Source organism: Ruminococcoides bili (genome assembly GCF_040093295.1).
Classification (GTDB): domain Bacteria; phylum Bacillota; class Clostridia; order Oscillospirales; family Acutalibacteraceae; genus Ruminococcoides; species Ruminococcoides intestinale_A.
Genome location: NZ_JBBNJY010000001.1, coordinates 48,258 through 65,427 on the forward strand (window position 1 = coordinate 48,258; position 17,170 = coordinate 65,427).

A 17,170-nucleotide genomic window follows, 5' to 3' on the forward strand; every position below is an offset into this window, starting at 1 on the left:
CACCCCGTTATTACTCCCACTTGTCAACGATGACTTTCTCTGTCTGCGACATATCAAAATCCATACCGAGTGCGCTCAAAAGCTCCTGTGCGGCATTATAACCGAGCTTTTTCTGACGGTTGTTCATGGCCGCAACCTCAATAATAACGGCAAGGTTTCTGCCCGGCTTTACAGGTATGGTCAAGGTCGGCACTTCAACGCCCAAAATATCCATATACTGATTATCAAGTCCCATTCTGTCGTAAACCTTGGTGTTGTCCCAAATTTCAAGATTGATAACAATATCTATTTTTTCCGTAAGTTTTACCGAACCCATACCGAAAAGCTGTCTTGCATTAATAATACCGATACCTCTAAGTTCAATAAAATGTCGGATATTTTCAGGTGACTGTCCCATAAGCGTGTGAGTGGAGGTTTTTCGGATTTCCACTGCGTCATCGGCAACAAGACGGTGTCCACGCTTAATAAGTTCAATAGCGGTTTCGCTCTTACCTACACCGCTGTCACCGAGCAGCAGACAACCCTCACCGTAAACTTCCACAAGAACACCGTGTCTTGTAATTCGAGGCGCAAGTTCTTTGTTGAGATATTGGAAAAGTGCCGCTGTAACCTGTGATGTTGTTTCTGCCGAGCGCAAAATTGACACCTTATGTGTTTTTGCACTTTCCATCATAGCTATAGGTGGTTCAATATTTCTTGAAATGATAATCGCAGGCGGGCCAAAGCTCAATATTGAGTCAATAACCATTTTTTGAGCCTCCGAGCCGAAACGAGAGAGATACGAAAACTCTGTTGTACCAAAAAGAAGCAGTCGGCTGCTGTCGAAAAAGTCAAAATATCCTGTAAGCTCAAGTCCCGGACGATTTACTTCAAATGTTGAAACTTTGATTTCTTCAAAATTTTCAGCAATATAAACCTTTTGCAAATCTAAATCTTCAGTCATTTTTGATAATGCAACCGAAAAATCACTAGCCATAAATCCACCGCCGTTCAATAATTAAAATATATGCTCGTGAAAGGCTTTGTATCAGTAATAATGATATTGAACCGAGATTTTAAAAAATCCGCTTTAAAAATAATTTTTTGACTATGCTGTCCGCAACTTATGTTTACTCATTGCACAGTCTTATGTTTACAAAGTTATATTAAAGTATTTTATTCTCAATTTAATTACATTATCACAAATTACTTTGGTAAATATATTCAAAAGTTTTGCCCAAAGTATATAGCCTTTCCATTCTATACATCAATTATTATACAACAAAACGCTTATAGTATAAAGTCTTTTTATGAATTATTTTTCATTTTTTTATCATAATTTCAACTTTTTCGCCTGTAACTCCGTTATTTTTACTAATATGAGGTAAATATAGCAATGATTTCTTAGATTTATTAAGGTTGTTGTTCATTTTTAATAGAGTTGATGAAATGTCGGTATCTTTTTTCTCTAAAATCATTATTTGTTCAGTACATTTTTCAAGCGTTTTCGGTTCATCAAGCAATTTTAAAATGTCGTTACTGCATACCGCTGTATATACCGACGGCGATACCGCATAATTATTCTTTATATACTGTAATGCAGAGTAGTATTTTTCGCTCTCTGTATTTTCCGCAAAAGCAATAAGCTCAAGTTTCGAGAGTACAACCTCGGGGTTGTGCTCGTTTTTTAAAGTTTTGAGCGCTTTTTCAAGGCTTTCTTCTTCGATTTTGACAGTTTCACTTTTTTCTTCATCAGAAATATAAATAAATTTGTAATCGCTTTTATCAACTATAATGCACTCAATAATAACAGCTTTATCAATCCTTTTACTGTTGTCGCAACCGCACAAAAATACACTGCTTAAAACAAGCATTAATGCCAAAACTTTTTTAATCACCCTGTTTGCCTCCTTTCAATCTGAACAAAGCATAAATCGGTAATACAACTGCGTATATGGCACACATAACTGCAAAAATAATATCATTCTGCACAAGCTCCTTTGCTTTCGGAAAAACCTCGGTACATATATACATTACAAAAATCAACGATGTAAATATAAAGGTATTTTTTCCTCTTTTCTTTACACCTGTACTCTCATTTATACAGCATAAAAGCAGTGAAACAATTATAAACGAGCAAAAAGAAATACAAATCATATAAAGAAAATCAAAACTCGTCATTTGTCCGAAGGAGGCATTTTGGGCAAGTATAAAATACGGAAACTCCCTGCCGTCTGCATAATCAGCAAGAACTGTATTCATAAAAAACACAAGCACAGCACTGCTTACAAAGGCAATTACAAGAAACCATACAAAAGCGGATTTACTTTGACTGAAACTTCCCGATATTACAGAAAAAATTACAGGCAACACACAAACAGGCAGCAAAGAAAAAAGTGCGGCAAAAAAATCATCTGTACTGTTACTGCGATAAAGATTGCTTAATTCTACATCAGAAATATTGCCAAGCAGAAATATTATTATAAAAATTGCCGTAACAACCGAACCGATAAGAGCACATCTTGATGCGGTAAACACACCTTTGTACGCACTGTATGCGCATACAAAAAGTATTCCGACAGCAAGTACAAACCTGTTTGCATTCGAGTTCAGCGCAGTAATAAGAATATCAACATACATTGAAAGAAATCGCACGCTTGCAAATACAAACAATATGCAATAAAGAGAAGAAAATGCAATTTTTGTCAATGAGATTTTATTTAAAAACACATTAAACACATCACAGCCTGTTGACTTATGGAGAATGTAAGACGGCAGCATAAGCACTGCGAGTACAACCGCCATAAATAAAATTTCAAGAACAACCGCCCACAAAGGAAGTGTGCCGAGATAATTATATTTTACTCCCAAAAATATAAAAACAAAAACGGCAAACAGCCCTGCATATACCTGGGTTATCTTACCCTTCATCAGAGTCACTCTCCTTTGTTTGTGCAAACTTTTGAACTCTTATTGTATGTCGGGATAATCTTTTCCAATCCGCACGCACAAAAACATCTCTCATTCTTCTTACAGAAAAAGGAGCAAGCGAAGACATATACGGAACACCGACAGAAGTTTTTGCACATATATTTGCAAGCACAAAGCAACTCATAAGAACAATTCCCCACATTCCAAAAATCCCTCCGACTGCCACAAAAGCAAATCTAAGCACTGTAATAGGTGCATAAAGCGACGAAGTAACATAACTGCTGATTGCCGCAACTGCAACTATCATAAGGGTAGATGAGGCAATAAACCCTGCATTTACCGCACTTTCACCAATTACAAGCGCACCCACAATGCTGACGGCGTGACCGAGCGGTTTTGGAATCCGCAATCCCGCCTCTCTCATAATTTCATAAACAAACATAATTATCAGCACTTCAAGCGCAACAGGCAAAGGAGTATCCGCAAGTGCCGTTGACGCTTTTAAAAGCAAGCCTTTCGGAAAATACTCGGGATGAAATTGAGCAAATGCAGTATAAATACCCGGTACAAATATTGCCGTGAAAAATGAAATATACTTTAGTATTCTGATAAAGGTTGCATAATACGGGCGGTTTGAATAATCGTCCACACTCTGAAATTCCTCCACAAAAATATGCGGAATAATAATTGCGGTCGGAGTACCGTCAACCAAAATCGCTACTCTTCCCTCCATAAGTTTTCCGCATACAGTATCGGGGCGTTCGGAAATGCCTACTCCCGAAAATATAGACTTTGTGCCCTTATCCTCAAGATATTCAGATAAATAACCCGATGCAAGCACCATTTCAAGGTCACTTGACTGCAGTCTTTTTCTTATTTTATCAAGGATAATTTTAGACACCGAATTTTGCAGATAGCAAATACAGAGTTGAGTTTTTGAAGTTGTACCGACTGTTGCGGTTTCAAATACAAGGTCAGGACTTTTTATTCTTCGTCTGATAAGCGTCATATTAATTCTCAAAGGTTCGGTAAAGCCTTCCTTTGAACCACGCTGTACCACTTCGCTCTCGGGTTCGGTAACTCCTCTGAAAGAAAAACCCTGCACACCGATTGCAAGCATTTTACTGCATCCGTCAACAGCAATTACAGCAAAACCTGAAGTTAAAAACATTATTGCCTCATCAAAGCTCTCAAATTCCACAATTTCACTTGCAGAGAGAACCGAAAGTCGAATTTCATCTAGAATTTGTGTACCGTCTGCATTTTTAAAATCAAAATCAAAAATCGGATTAATTATAGAAAGTGCGATTACTTCTTTGCTGCACATTCCCTCTATTGTAATTACTGCGGATGTGGTTTTATTATCTGAATTTAATATCATATCTCTCACAGTAAAATCGGCGGAATTTGCGAAAGCCGATTTAAGGGAAGATAAATTTTCTTTTAATGAATTATACATTCTATCACCAATATTAGGCTTTACAAAGTTATCTCAATTATTCCGAAATTTGTATATATTTACATTTATTGCAAACATTAGTAATGGTGATAAAATGATTATTTCAATTATAAGAACTCTGCTTTTGTATGCATTTGTTATTCTTGCAATTCGGCTTATGGGCAAAAGGCAAATAAGCGATATGCAGCCGAGCGAACTTGTAGTAACTCTGATTGTATCCGATATTGCGGCAATTCCTATGTCAAATACTTCACAACCATTGCTTTCGGGCATAATTCCCGTACTCGTTCTTATTGCCTGTGAAATAATAGCAAGTATAATAATGCTGAAAAGCAGAAAATTCCGAGGTCTTATCTGCGGTTCGCCCATAACCGTAATAGAGGACGGAAAACTGATGCAAAACGAAATGAAACGGCTTAGAATGTCAACCGAAGATTTATGTATTCAGCTAAGGCAACAGGATATTTTTTCACTCGACGAGGTACAATATTGTATCGTAGAAACCAACGGAAAAATAAGCGTTTTGCAAAAGCCCGAAAAGCGCACGGTAACACTTGAAAACCTCGATATTAAAATTCCCGACACAAAACTTGAAACCGTGGTAATCAGCGACGGACAGCTTTTACAAAATTCACTCAGACTTTGCAAAAACAGCAAAGAAACCGTAGATAAAATTCTTTACAAAGAAAATGTCGCCATAGACGATATATTTATTATGACGCTTGACGGAGCAGGAAATTATAAAATAATTACAAAGGAAATTTAATATGAAAAGAATATATATATCATTGGCTTTTTTTATTTTATCAATAGCAACAGGCATTTTTGAAATGTTCTATGTAACAAATAGAATTGACGAACTTAACGAAGAAATTGTATCTGCCGACAACCTTGTTAAAAGTGAGAATTATGACGGTGCAAAAGATGTGCTTGCAGCTGCAGAATCAAAATGGCAAAAGAATCTAAGCATTTTTGATATTCTTCTTATTCACGATTATGTTGATGAAATCAGTGTAAACCTATCTGCAATGCGGTCATATGTCGCTACACAGAGCAACGACAATTACCTTGCCGAAAGTGCGGGCATAAAAAAACAGCTCACCTCCGTAAAGGACAGTGAGCTTGTTAAAATTGAAAATATTTTATAATTAATTGTGTTTTCTTACTCTTGTATTAATAACTTCAATAAGCCAGAAAATTACAAATACAAAGGCATTTACAATTACTACACTTGCTCCCGTCGGAGTATCCATTGTGTAAGATGCATACATTCCAACGAAGAAACAAATAAGCGAAAGTACACCCGAACAAATAATTACCGCTTTAAATTTTTTGCACACTCTCATTGAAGAAAGTGCAGGGAAAATGATAAGAGCCGAAATTAAAAGTGTACCCATAATTCTCATACCGATTACGATTGTAAGTGCTGTGAGCAAGGCAATTACAGTATTATAAACACCTGTTTTAAGTCCTGTAGCCTTTGAAAATGTTTCATCGAATGTAACCGCAAAAATCTTATTGTAAAACAAAACAAAAATCACAATTACTATCAAAGCAAGAACGGCACACATTACAGCATCAGCGTTTGTTGTGGCAAGAATACTGCCGAACAAATAAGAATTAAGGTCGGTATTTACTCCCGAAATACTTACACAGACAACACCGATTGCAAGCGCTGTACTTGAAATAATGGCGATAGCCGCATCTCCACGGATTTTACTTTTTTCCGAAAGTCTTAAAAGTAAAAATGCGGCAATGATTATAACCGGAACCGCAACCTGTAACGGAGCAAGATTTAACGATGCGGCAATTGCGAGCGCACCAAAGCCTACATGGGAAAGGCCGTCACCGATCATAGAATATCGTTTCAGCACAAGAGTTACGCCAAGCAAAGCGGCGCAAAGCGAAACAAGAGTACCGACAATAAAAGCTCTTACAATAAAACCGTACGAAAACATTTCAGCAATAGTTTCAAACATCTTACCGCCTCCTTTACGCTAAATTATGAATATGGTGATGCCTGCAATCATCGCAAGGGCAATCGGTAATCAAAAACTTCTTGCCTACATCGGAATGAAGATACTGATGCGTACTGCCGAAAAAGTAATTATCTTTAGAAAGATGAAGAATTTTTGTTGCGTTGTTTACTGCGGCGGTAATATCGTGTGATACCATAATTACCGTTATTCCCTCTTTATACAGATTCTTTACAAGGTTATACATATCCGCACTTGCAACAGGGTCAAGTCCCGTAACAGGTTCATCAAGAATCAAAAGTTTTGTTGTTGCACACAATGCTCTTGCAAGCAATGCCCTTTGTTGCTGACCACCCGAAAGTTCACGAAAACAGTTTTTACGAATATCGGTAATTCCTGTAAGTTCCATATTTTTTTCAGCGGTTTTTTTCTGTTCTTTTGAATAAAACAAGGTATGTTTTTTATTCAGACAGCCGGATAACACAACTTCTTCAACCGAAGCAGGAAAATCCTTTTGCAAAACAGTCTTTTGCGGAAGATAACCGATTTCATTTTGAGTTAATCCGTCACCGAATGTAATCTTACCCGATAAAGGCGGAATAAGTCCAAGTAAGCATTTCATAAGTGTTGTCTTACCTGAACCGTTTTCTCCAACTATGCAAACATATTCATTCGGCTTTATCTGAAAAGTAAGATTCGAAATTACACTTTTGCCGTCATAACCAATAGTTACCTTATTAAAATCAATTAATGACATTAAGATAAAGCCTCCTTTAATGCACTGCAATTTTGTTTCATAACAGAAATATAATCTTCTCCGTTATTAAATTCATCTTTTGTAATATTATGGCACGACGAAAACTGCAAAATTTCAGCTCCGGTATCATCACCGATCAGCTGTGCAATTTTGCCGTTTGACATTTCAAGGTGAAACACAACAGGAATATTATTATCTCTTACATAATCAATAAGTCTTGTCACTACTTCAAGACTCGGTTCGGTTTCACTGCTGCAGCCCGGGAACGCACATTCGTAGTTAAGTCCGTAATCGGTCATAAAATACAAAAACGGAAATCTGTCGCCGAATACAACAGTGTCACGCTTTTTATTATTAACAACATCGGTAAATTCTTTGTCAAGTTCATCAAGACTTAAAAGATACTGATTTGTATTGTTTTCATATTCAGATTTATTTTTATTATCCTTTTCCGTAACAACATCCGATATTTTCTTTACAAACTGCTCGGCATTTCTGACAGAAGTCCATATATGTTCATCTGCCTCATCACCGTCAGTATGGTCAGGATTTTTTTCATTAAGAAGTGACACATAATCGGTCATCTTCAAAACAGTAATATTTTTATTTTCAAGCGAGTCAAGCACATTTTCAACCCACTCGTCACTTTCACCGCCGTTATAGATAAATATATCACATTCTTCTATGGCAACAATGTCGGACGGTGACGGTTCGTAATGATGCGGTTCGTTACCGGGTGAAAGCAATAACTTTACATCTGCTTTATCGCCGACAATATTTCTTGCAAAATCGTAATACGGAAAAATAGAAGTTACTATACTTAATTTTTCGGATTGTCTGCTGTTTTGTTCATTGCTTGAACAACCGTAAAGTAATAAAGAACATATTGATATGATTACCAATAAAAACGAAAAGATTTTTTTCATATAACACCCCTGATTACAGTAAAGATTACCCCATAATAGTTTTACCATAAAATATACAATAATATGCTTTCACATATAAATTCAGGGCTGCGAAATTTATTCATATCGCAGCCCATAATTATTAAATAAAATTTAAAGCAAACGCATTATTTCTTTTTGCTGTTCTTTTTCTTTCTCTGCCAGAGTACCCAAAGAGGACCTGCAATACAGATAGAAGAATAACAACCTGAAATGATACCGATAATCATCGGAAGTGCGAAAGCCTGTACCGAAGAGATATTATATACTAAGGCAACAATATATACAATCAAGATTGCTGAAAGAGTTGTTACAGAAGTAATAATTGTTCTCTTAAGCGACTTTGTAGCACTGAGATTAAATACCATACCTGCATCTGTTTTTCTGCCAAGTGCTTTTCGTTCCTCACGAACACGGTCGTAAATAACGATTGTATCGTTAAGTGAGTAACCGAGAATCATAAGAACTACGGCAATGAAGTTGGAATCAATCGGCATACGGAAGATTACATACATAAAGTAAATCATAATAACATCGTGGAAAAGTGCTATAAGAGCTGTAACACCGGCTGAAAGACCGCCGATTTTCTTAAATCTGAGTGTTACATAAATAACCATAAGTATACTTGCGATTGCAACAGCTGTAAGACACTTTAAGAGGAAGTTAAAGCCCATTGAAGCGTCAATAGAACCCGACTCAAGAATTTTAAAGCCTGCATCAGGATACTGTTTATTGAGATCTTCAAGAAGTGTCGACTGAATGTTAGTATCAATAGCCTTGTTTCCGGAGAACTGAACAGCAACATTATGACTGGAATTACCAACCATATCTGTTGAATAAGAAGTAGTAATTCTTGCCTCTGTATGTGACTGAATAAAATCAGTAAGTTCGGATTCGGAAATATCTGTGGAATAACTGTATTTTACTGACGCACCGCCCGAAAACTGTATGTCAAGTGTAGTACCGAAAATGAAGTTACAAATGATACCGATTACAATAATTGCGATGGAAATGCCAAAGAAAATTTTGCTGTGACCTGTAAAGTCAATAATCTTTCTGCCGCCGTTGAATTTTTCACTTACTTCTTCAACAGAAAGCTGACCATTAACCTTAGCGGATTTTGTGCTTTCATTAGCCATTCTTAACACCTCCGTACAAGCCTTTTTTGCGGAATACCTTAAAGCCTGAAATACTTCTGAGCATTACACGGGTAAGGAATACGCCCATAATAAAGTTAGCAATTACACCAACAAGGAGTGTGTAACCGAATGAGTAGATTGTACCGGTTGTTGATTCGCCAAAGATGATTGAGAGAATGTTTGAAGGACCGAATACAAGCATAAGAATAACAGATACTATAATAACTGTCATATTACCATCGATGATAGCAGAAAGTGAATTCTTTGTACCACGCTCGAGAGCACCGTCAAGAGTTCTGCCCTGCTTTAATTCTTCCTTAATACGCTCTGCTGTAATTACGTTACAGTCAACGCCCATACCGATTGAAAGAATAAGACCTGCAATACCAGGAAGTGTCATTGTGAATGACGAAATAGTTGTAAAGTAACCTGATACAGCCGCAATTGCAAGACCCATCTGACCTGCAAGAGAAATAACTGCGATAACACCTGTAAGTCTGTACATTGCAATCATAATAACAGCAATAACCACAAATGCAATAACACCTGCATAAGCCATAGCTGTAAGTGAATTCTCACCGAGTGTCGGGCTGATGTTGCTTGAACTTACAGTTTCAAGTTTAAACGGAAGAGCACCTGCGTTAATCTTGTTTGCAAGAGCAGTTGCAGATTCAGCGTCAAAGTCACCTGTAATCTGCGCTTTGCCGTCTGTGATTGCCGCATTTACAGTAGGTGCGGAAATCATAACATCATCCATCCAAATTGAGATTGTCTTATTAAGATACTTAGTTGTAATATCGCCAAAAAGCTGTTTACCTTCATCGTTAAACTCAATGCTTACAGCGTATGAGTTATCTTCCTGATTTACAACTGCCTGCGCCGACTTTATGTAAGAGCCGTTCATAAGAATTTCAGTTGTATCGTCTTTAGGAGTTTTGTAAACAGGGTTGCCGTCCGAACCTACTTCGGTAGTTTCATAGCTTTTACCCGGTCTGAAAGTAAGCTCTGCTGTTGATGATATTTCTTCAATAGCAGTTGCAGGGTCGAAATCTTTTTCGTCAGATTTCCACGGGAAACGAACAATAATTCTGTCGTTTGAAGAGTCAGCGTAAAGTTCATAGTCGGTAATACCGTCAGATACCATACGAAGCTCAATGATTGCTTTAGCAGATTCTAACTGCTCATCAGTAGCGTCAACATCGCCGGCAGGCTTAAATGTTGCTTCAACACCGCCCCTGATGTCTATTCCCCATCGTATATCGCTAATGCCTTTAACGACAGTGTTTTTGTTGTCACCTGTATAGTAGGATACTCCGAAAACTGCTGTAAATGTAAAAGCAAGCACCAGCAAGGCTACAATGAAGAATACAGGCTTTGGTATTCTTTTCATGCCTTAGGAACCTCCATTTTTTAATTGACTGTAGTTGCTTTCATAAAAATAACTCTGTTACGAAAGACACACATACAGACATAACAGAGTTATTATATAATTTTTTTGATAAAAAGTCAACGGATAAGGGAATTTTTGATAAAAAAATTCTTTTTAGTTGGAAATTTTACATTGCATTTAGATAAATAAGCAAATTAATGTTTAATATATTGCTTATTTGTTAAGAATTTTTGCACAAGCTGCAAGTTTAGCGCAAATGCAGAATACATCCATTGCTTCCTTAAGTTCATCGTTTGGCGGGAACGAAGGGGCAATTCTGATGTTGCTGTCCTTAGGGTCGTTGCCGTAAGGATAAGTAGCGCCTGCACCTGTAAGTACAACGCCTGCTTCTTTACAAAGACGAACAACCTCTTTTGCTGTACCCTCAAGTACATCTACACTTACAAAATAACCGCCGTTTGGATTTGTCCAATCAGCTGTACCTGTTTCCTTAAGCTGTGACTCAAGAGCATTCAAAACAATTTCAAATTTTGGCTTAAGAACAGCTTTATGCAGTTTCATATGCTCTTTAACACCGTTAAGGTCACCAAAGAAACGAGCGTGACGGAGCATATTCATCTTATCATAACTGATAACCTGATACTGGTATCTGTTCTTAATTACTTTCATATTGTTATCGGAAGCAGCCATTGCAGCTACACCTGAACCCGGGAAAGTAATCTTTGATGTTGATGTAAACATGATAGGAAGATCAACATTACCTGTTTTTCTGCATTCAGCCATAAGACTCAAAAGTTCATCGGGAGTATCTGTTACATCGTGAACACAGTAAGCGTTATCCCACATAATTCTGAAATCCTTTGCGGCAGGCTTTAAAGCGGCAAAACGCTTAACTGTTTCATCGCTGAAAGTAATGCCGAGCGGATTTGAATACTTAGGAACACACCAAATACCCTTGATTGAATCGTCATTCTCAACAAGTTTTTCAACAACATCCATATCAGGGCCATTCTCTGTCATCGGAACAGGAATCAGATCAAAATCAAAATATTCGGTAATAGCAAAGTGACGGTCATAACCCGGTGACGGGCAAAGGAATTTTCTGTTCTTTACCTCATACCAAGGCTTACAGCCCTCAACAACAGGCTTTGTCATAAAACCTGCAATTGTATCAAACATCATATTAAGGCTTGAGTTACCGCCAACCATTACATCTGACGGATCTACATCAAAAATCTCCGCAAAAAAGTTTTTGCACTCATCAATGCCTGCAAGCTCACCGTAGTTACGGCAATCTGCACCGTGTGCTGTAATACAGTCAGTGCTGCTGTTGATTACATCAAGCAACGGTCTTGAAAGGTTAAGCTGATCTTCACCCGGCTTACCTCTTGCCATATTAAGTTTTAAACCCTTACCTTTTACCTCTTCATATTCAGCAACAAGTGCCGCATATTCTTTTTCGAGGTCTTCTTTGTTACAATTCACATAATTCATTTTGCTTTCTCCTTAAATTCAAATTGCAAAAAATACAAAATATTACTGTTATATTGTAATCCAAAAGGAAGAAAAATGCAAGTGTTTTTTAAAAATCTTGCATTTTATTTTAAAAATCTAAATTTTATACCATAAAACAGCAGCTTACGAAAAACAATTGATATATTTTCGTAAGCTGTAAAATAATTAATAATAATTGTAATAGTATTTGTAGTAATACTTGCCTTTTCTTCTCTCGTTCTGCGAACAGCCTACCTTGACTATACCAAGGACTCTTGAATCGGCAAGCTTAATGCTTTCCGTAAGATTTCGTAAATCGCCGTGAGTTGTGGCTCTTTCTCTTACTACAACAATAAAGCCTGCAATTAATTCTTTTAGAAGAAGTGCATCGGCAACCACTCCGATAGGCGGAGTATCGAATATGATATAATCATACTCTTCCTTTAACTGCTCAACCAAAGAAATAAATGTTGAGGAACACATAAGTTCCGACGGGTTTGGCGGAATAGTACCCGAAACGAGAATATCAAGTCCGGGAAGAACATTTTTCTGAACCGCCTGATCAAAATTAATCATCTTACCGATTACATCCGCAAGACCTTTGGTATTATCAATTTTAAAAATATTATGAACATTAGGTCGGCGAAGGTCACAGTCAACAAGCAATACTTTACTTTCCATTTTTGAAAAAGAAATTGCAAGGTTAGACGCAACTGTACTTTTACCCTCACCCTTTGAATAACTTGTTACCGCAAAGGCTTTCTTTTCAGACGCAGAAAGAGAAAACATAATATTGGTTCTTGCAATTTTGTAAGACTCAACAATTGCAAATTTATTTTTATTGTTGACAGTTACTTGTGACTTGCTTTTTTTACTTAAATCCTTTTTAAAAGGTAATCTTAACTTCATACGCTATCCCTCCTTAATTACCAAAATCAGGTATTTCCGCAAATATAGGAATATCGTACATTTCCTGTAAATCGTCATCAGGCTTAACAGTAAGGTCAATAAGTTCAAGTAAAATTGAAATAAGCACAGATGCAACAAGACCGATTACCAAACCAATCAATGCGTTTTTAAGATTGTTTGGTTCATACGGTGCATTGGGAACTTGCGCAGATCTTACAATACCAATCTGTCCGTATGCAAAGCGATCGGCAAAAACATCGCCTGCAGTCTCGCAAATCTGATTTGCTACATTCGCACAAGTTTGCGGGTCTGAACCCGAAACCGTAACCGTAATAAAGAAAGAATCGTTTGTTATTGAAACATCGCAGTCGTTAAAAAGCGAAGTAATGCTGTCCGAATTATTAAGAAAAACTATGTATGCCTCGGCAAGAGAAGCAGAACCTGAAATATCGGAGCTAAAGATTTTTCCGTTTTCCTGATTGCTCTGGCTTTTAGCATTATAGTTCTGCACATAAAGCATAGCAGATGTACTGTACATAGGAGTTATAAAAAACTTAGAATAAAGAAAAAACGAAAGCATACATACAAGTGTCAAAAGAATAATAAATTTTATTCTCTGTAAAACAATGACTAAAATTCTCTGAATTGTTATATTAGTTGGCATTACTCGACCTCCCAAAATCAGCATAAAAATACAATAAAAATACAATAAAAATACAATACTATATATTATAATTCATTAAATGCACTAATTAATTCTAATAATGAATTATTAACAATAAAATTAAAGGAAGCCATAACGACTTCCTTTATTGAAATTATATATATTTGTTTTTAGCCAACTACATTGAGCAATACACCTGCTGCAACTGCTGAACCGATAACACCGGCAACATTAGGACCCATAGCGTGCATAAGGAGGAAGTTACCTGGATTCTCCTGCTGACCAACCTTCTGTGATACACGAGCAGCCATTGGAACGGCAGATACACCTGCTGAACCGATAAGTGGGTTTACCTTACCGCCTGTTGCAACATACATAATCTTACCAAAGAGTACACCGAATGCAGTACCCATACAGAATGCGATAAGACCAAGAACAATAATCTTGATTGTATCAATAGTAAGGAATGTCTGTCCCGATGCAGTTGCACCGACAGTAGTACCAAGGAAGATTGTAATAATGTTCATAAGTTCATTCTGAGCTGTCTTGTTAATTCTTTCAACAACGCCTGATTCCTTAAAGAGGTTACCAAGCATAAGCATACCAACGAGCGGAGCAGCGTCAGGAAGGAAGATTGCAATGATAATTACAACAATTACAGGGAACATAATCTTCTCAAGTTTAGATACAGGACGAAGCTGTTCCATAACTACAGCACGCTCTTTCTTTGTTGTAAGAGCTTTCATAATAGGCGGCTGAATAATAGGAACGAGCGCCATATATGAATATGCGGCAATCGCAATTGAACCTAAAAGGTGAGGTGCGAGCTTTGTTGTAACGAAAATAGCGGTAGGACCGTCTGCACCACCGATAATACCGATAGCGCCAGCCTCTTTAGCTGTAAAGCCGAGGAAGATAGCACCTGTAAATGTTACGAAAATACCAATCTGAGCGGCAGCACCGAGGATAAGGCTCTTTGGGTTTGAAATAAGCGGACCAAAGTCTGTCATACAACCAATACCAAGGAAGATAAGCGGTGGGTAAATACCAAGCTTAACGCCCTGATATAAATAATAAAGCAATCCGCCGTATGTTGGGTTTTCATAATAAGTTACGCCGTCAATAACCTGTGTGGCGTGACCCGATGTTGCAATATCTCGTGCCGCACACTGAGCCTCTGTAAGAAGTTCAGTTGACTGAGGAGCCATAATGCTCGGATAAAGGTTTACAAGAAGCATACCAAAAGCGATAGGAAGAAGCAAGAGCGGCTCATATTGCTTTTTGATAGCAAGATAAAGCAAAACGATTGAAACACCAATCATAACATAGTTCTGCCAGTTAAGAGTTGTAAGGCCTGAACTGTTAAAGATACCTACAACGGCATCTACAAAGCCTTGTAAAATTTCCATTAGATAACATCCTTTCCCTTAAAATATGCCTTAAAATGGGCGGGTATTATCAAGTACACCGGCTTTTGCCCAAGCTGAACGACCACCGTCAGATGACTTTTTAATACTCTTGATTCGTGCTTTTTCAGATGAACCGTACATTGTTGCCACGGCAGCTGAAATAACAGCTACAACTTCGTCTGAAATTCCGTCTGTTGCTGCGCTTGTGGTAACAACAGAAGCAGGTGCCGCAGCCGGCTTTTCAGCAGGTTTTTCATCTTTATTTTTCTTGCCTTTTTTGCTGTTGCTGCCGGCACTTTGAGCCTTCTGAACAATAGCACTGTAGATTTTAATAATAAAAATCAACAGAATAAGCATGGCAAATACAACAACAAAGCCTGTGAGAACAACCTTTGCGGATGTTATGCCTTTTTCAGCAAGCGTAAGACTTTCTTTCTGGGCTGTCTGAGCTGCTAAAGCTACATCGGAAAGATTCATAAAATAACCCCCATATTTATTATTTTCATACAGGATTATTATACTTTATTCCTGTAAAATTTTCAATAATAAATACGGGGGGGAATAATTTTTGGCGGTTTACCTAATCATATTAAATGTTTTAAAATATAATTTGTTTAATTTTAAAGCATTATATTTCAATTACAGAATTATACATATAAGACCGTTGCAACCGTCATTTATAATTTTTTCAATGGTTTCACCTATTTTTGCTCTTGCGTCGGACGGCATTCTGTACAATTTATTGTGCAGTCCCTCGTTGACAAGTTCATGCACGGATTTGCCGAAGATATTGCTTTCCCAAATTTTTTCCGGATTTTCCTCAAATTCTTTCAAAAGATAAGATACAAGCTCCTCGGACTGCTGTTCCGAGCCTACAATCGGAGTTACCTCTGTCTTTGTATAAATCTTCATCATATGAATACTCGGTGCGCTTGCTTTGAGCCTTATGCCGTACTTTCCGCTCTGTTTAATAATTTCAGGCTCTTCAAGCGATAACTCTTCAATAGTCGGCATAACAATTCCGTAACCGTTTTCCTGCACCTGTTCATAAGCCTGCGCAAGTTTATCAAAGTCTTTCTGCTTTTTGGAAAGTTCTTTTACACAACTGAACAGCGCACATTCGTCGGTAATGTCAATACCCGATTCTTCGGAAAGTACCTTATAAAACAATTTACTGTCAATATTAATTCCGATAGTCGCAAAGCCTCTGCCCAAATCAAGACTTTTTATTTCGGTAGAATTAATATATTCGCAGTTGTCAAGTTCCTGCATTATATCCTGAACCTGACGGATTTTTTCGATTTTTCCCGCACTCTTTTTGATTGCGTCAAAGATATTGGTTTTGAGCCAGTGATCTTTATCAAGCATTACGAGCCATTTAGGAATATCTACTTTGATTTCTTTTATGTGAAACTCAAACAAAAGCTGGGCAAGAATGCGCTTAATTTCAAATTCGTCAAGTTCCATACAGCTTACGGGAATTACAGGCACATTGTAAATTGACGCCATTTGAGCAGCGAGATTTTTTGCTCTTTCGCTTTCGGGTTCGGTTGAGTTGAGCAAAACAATAAAAGGTTTGTTAATCTCTTTCAGTTCGTTAATAACCCGCTGTTCGCTCTCAATGTAGTCTTCCCTGTCAATATCACTGATTGTACCGTCAGTTGTTATTACCAAGCCGATTGTCGAATGATCTGTAATAACCTTTTTTGTGCCGATTTCGGCAGCGTCATCAAAAGGAATTTCCTTATCGAACCAAGGCGTTTTAACCATTCTCGGCTGTTCGTCTTCACTGTAGCCAATTGCACTGTCAACTATATAACCTACGCAATCAATCATTCTTACCCTGAAAGAAGTGTTGTTTCCCAGATCAACTTCAACTGATTCTTCCGGTATGAATTTAGGTTCGGTTGTCATTATGGTTCTTCCCGACGCCGACTGCGGAAGTTCATCGAGAGTTCTGCGATATACCGCCTCATCCGTTATATTCGGCAATACCAGAGAGTCCATAAATTTTTTTATAAAAGTTGACTTACCTGTTCGCACAGGACCCACAACACCGATATACACATCTCCGTCTGTTCGGCGTGAAATGTCACGATACACATTTCTTTCTTCCATT

General features: G+C 37.5%; 17 protein-coding genes. 2 read left to right on the plus strand and 15 right to left on the minus strand.

Features of this window, described 5'->3' with window-relative positions:
- Positions 1–10: 10 nt before the first annotated feature.
- The 4 genes from hprK to AAAY30_RS00280 all read right to left on the minus strand — a co-directional run bounded on the left by hprK (position 11) and on the right by AAAY30_RS00280 (position 4,369).
- Positions 11–976, minus strand: a complete 966-nt coding sequence (gene hprK / locus AAAY30_RS00265) for an HPr(Ser) kinase/phosphatase (protein ID WP_252559927.1) — start codon at positions 974–976, stop codon at positions 11–13.
- Between the two features lie 325 nt (positions 977–1,301).
- Positions 1,302–1,877 carry a Ger(x)C family spore germination protein gene (locus tag AAAY30_RS00270; RefSeq protein WP_499215652.1) on the minus strand — a complete coding sequence of 192 codons (576 nt, stop codon included), beginning with the start codon at positions 1,875–1,877 and terminating at the stop codon, positions 1,302–1,304.
- On the minus strand, positions 1,870–2,910 hold the full coding sequence (locus AAAY30_RS00275) for a GerAB/ArcD/ProY family transporter (protein ID WP_499215651.1): 1,041 nt from the start codon (positions 2,908–2,910) through the stop codon (positions 1,870–1,872). Before AAAY30_RS00275 ends, AAAY30_RS00270 begins: the two co-directional genes overlap by 8 nt.
- The gene (locus AAAY30_RS00280) at positions 2,900–4,369 is read right to left on the minus strand and encodes a spore germination protein (RefSeq protein ID WP_186934606.1); all 1,470 of its coding nucleotides are present in this window, start codon (positions 4,367–4,369) and stop codon (positions 2,900–2,902) included. Before AAAY30_RS00280 ends, AAAY30_RS00275 begins: the two co-directional genes overlap by 11 nt.
- A 94-nt stretch (positions 4,370–4,463) precedes the next feature.
- Between AAAY30_RS00280 and AAAY30_RS00285 the strand changes: the two genes are divergently transcribed.
- Together AAAY30_RS00285 and AAAY30_RS00290 are read left to right on the plus strand one after the other, a co-directional pair.
- Positions 4,464–5,135: a DUF421 domain-containing protein gene (locus tag AAAY30_RS00285; RefSeq protein ID WP_499215650.1), complete on the plus strand. Its 672-nt coding sequence runs from the start codon at positions 4,464–4,466 to the stop codon at positions 5,133–5,135.
- Between the two features lies 1 nt (position 5,136).
- Positions 5,137–5,517, plus strand: a complete 381-nt coding sequence (locus tag AAAY30_RS00290; protein ID WP_022235424.1) for a DUF4363 family protein — start codon at positions 5,137–5,139, stop codon at positions 5,515–5,517.
- On the opposite strand, the gene AAAY30_RS00295 is transcribed toward AAAY30_RS00290, so the two are convergent.
- From AAAY30_RS00295 to spoIVA, 11 genes are all read right to left on the minus strand, one after another.
- On the minus strand, positions 5,518–6,348 hold the full coding sequence (locus AAAY30_RS00295; protein ID WP_022235423.1) for a metal ABC transporter permease: 831 nt from the start codon (positions 6,346–6,348) through the stop codon (positions 5,518–5,520).
- 13 nt (positions 6,349–6,361) lie between these two features.
- Positions 6,362–7,102, minus strand: a complete 741-nt coding sequence (locus tag AAAY30_RS00300; RefSeq protein ID WP_022235422.1) for a metal ABC transporter ATP-binding protein — start codon at positions 7,100–7,102, stop codon at positions 6,362–6,364.
- Positions 7,102–8,028 (minus strand): metal ABC transporter substrate-binding protein, encoded by a 927-nt coding sequence (locus tag AAAY30_RS00305; RefSeq protein ID WP_337781676.1) that lies wholly within the window; start codon positions 8,026–8,028, stop codon positions 7,102–7,104. Before AAAY30_RS00305 ends, AAAY30_RS00300 begins: the two co-directional genes overlap by 1 nt.
- Positions 8,029–8,174: 146 nt before the next feature.
- The gene (secF, locus tag AAAY30_RS00310) at positions 8,175–9,185 is read right to left on the minus strand and encodes a protein translocase subunit SecF (RefSeq protein WP_337781677.1); all 1,011 of its coding nucleotides are present in this window, start codon (positions 9,183–9,185) and stop codon (positions 8,175–8,177) included.
- Positions 9,178–10,575 (minus strand): protein translocase subunit SecD, encoded by a 1,398-nt coding sequence (secD, locus tag AAAY30_RS00315; protein ID WP_252559933.1) that lies wholly within the window; start codon positions 10,573–10,575, stop codon positions 9,178–9,180. The genes secF and secD overlap by 8 nt, the downstream gene beginning before the upstream one ends.
- A gap of 213 nt (positions 10,576–10,788) precedes the next feature.
- A complete protein-coding gene (locus AAAY30_RS00320; protein ID WP_337781678.1) occupies positions 10,789–12,069 on the minus strand; it encodes an aspartate aminotransferase type Ic in 1,281 nt (426 codons plus the stop codon).
- A 186-nt stretch (positions 12,070–12,255) separates the two neighbouring features.
- Positions 12,256–12,978: a CpsD/CapB family tyrosine-protein kinase gene (locus tag AAAY30_RS00325; RefSeq protein WP_022235417.1), complete on the minus strand. Its 723-nt coding sequence runs from the start codon at positions 12,976–12,978 to the stop codon at positions 12,256–12,258.
- 13 nt (positions 12,979–12,991) lie between these two features.
- A complete protein-coding gene (locus AAAY30_RS00330; RefSeq protein ID WP_186934600.1) occupies positions 12,992–13,642 on the minus strand; it encodes a YveK family protein in 651 nt (216 codons plus the stop codon).
- Positions 13,643–13,812: 170 nt separating this feature from the next.
- Positions 13,813–15,051 (minus strand): sodium ion-translocating decarboxylase subunit beta, encoded by a 1,239-nt coding sequence (locus AAAY30_RS00335; protein ID WP_195410083.1) that lies wholly within the window; start codon positions 15,049–15,051, stop codon positions 13,813–13,815.
- A gap of 30 nt (positions 15,052–15,081) precedes the next feature.
- Entirely contained in the window at positions 15,082–15,528 is a 447-nt protein-coding gene (locus tag AAAY30_RS00340; RefSeq protein ID WP_337781680.1) for an OadG family transporter subunit, read from the minus strand.
- A 162-nt stretch (positions 15,529–15,690) separates the two neighbouring features.
- Positions 15,691–17,169: a stage IV sporulation protein A gene (spoIVA, locus tag AAAY30_RS00345; protein WP_186934598.1), complete on the minus strand. Its 1,479-nt coding sequence runs from the start codon at positions 17,167–17,169 to the stop codon at positions 15,691–15,693.
- Position 17,170 lies beyond the last annotated feature (1 nt).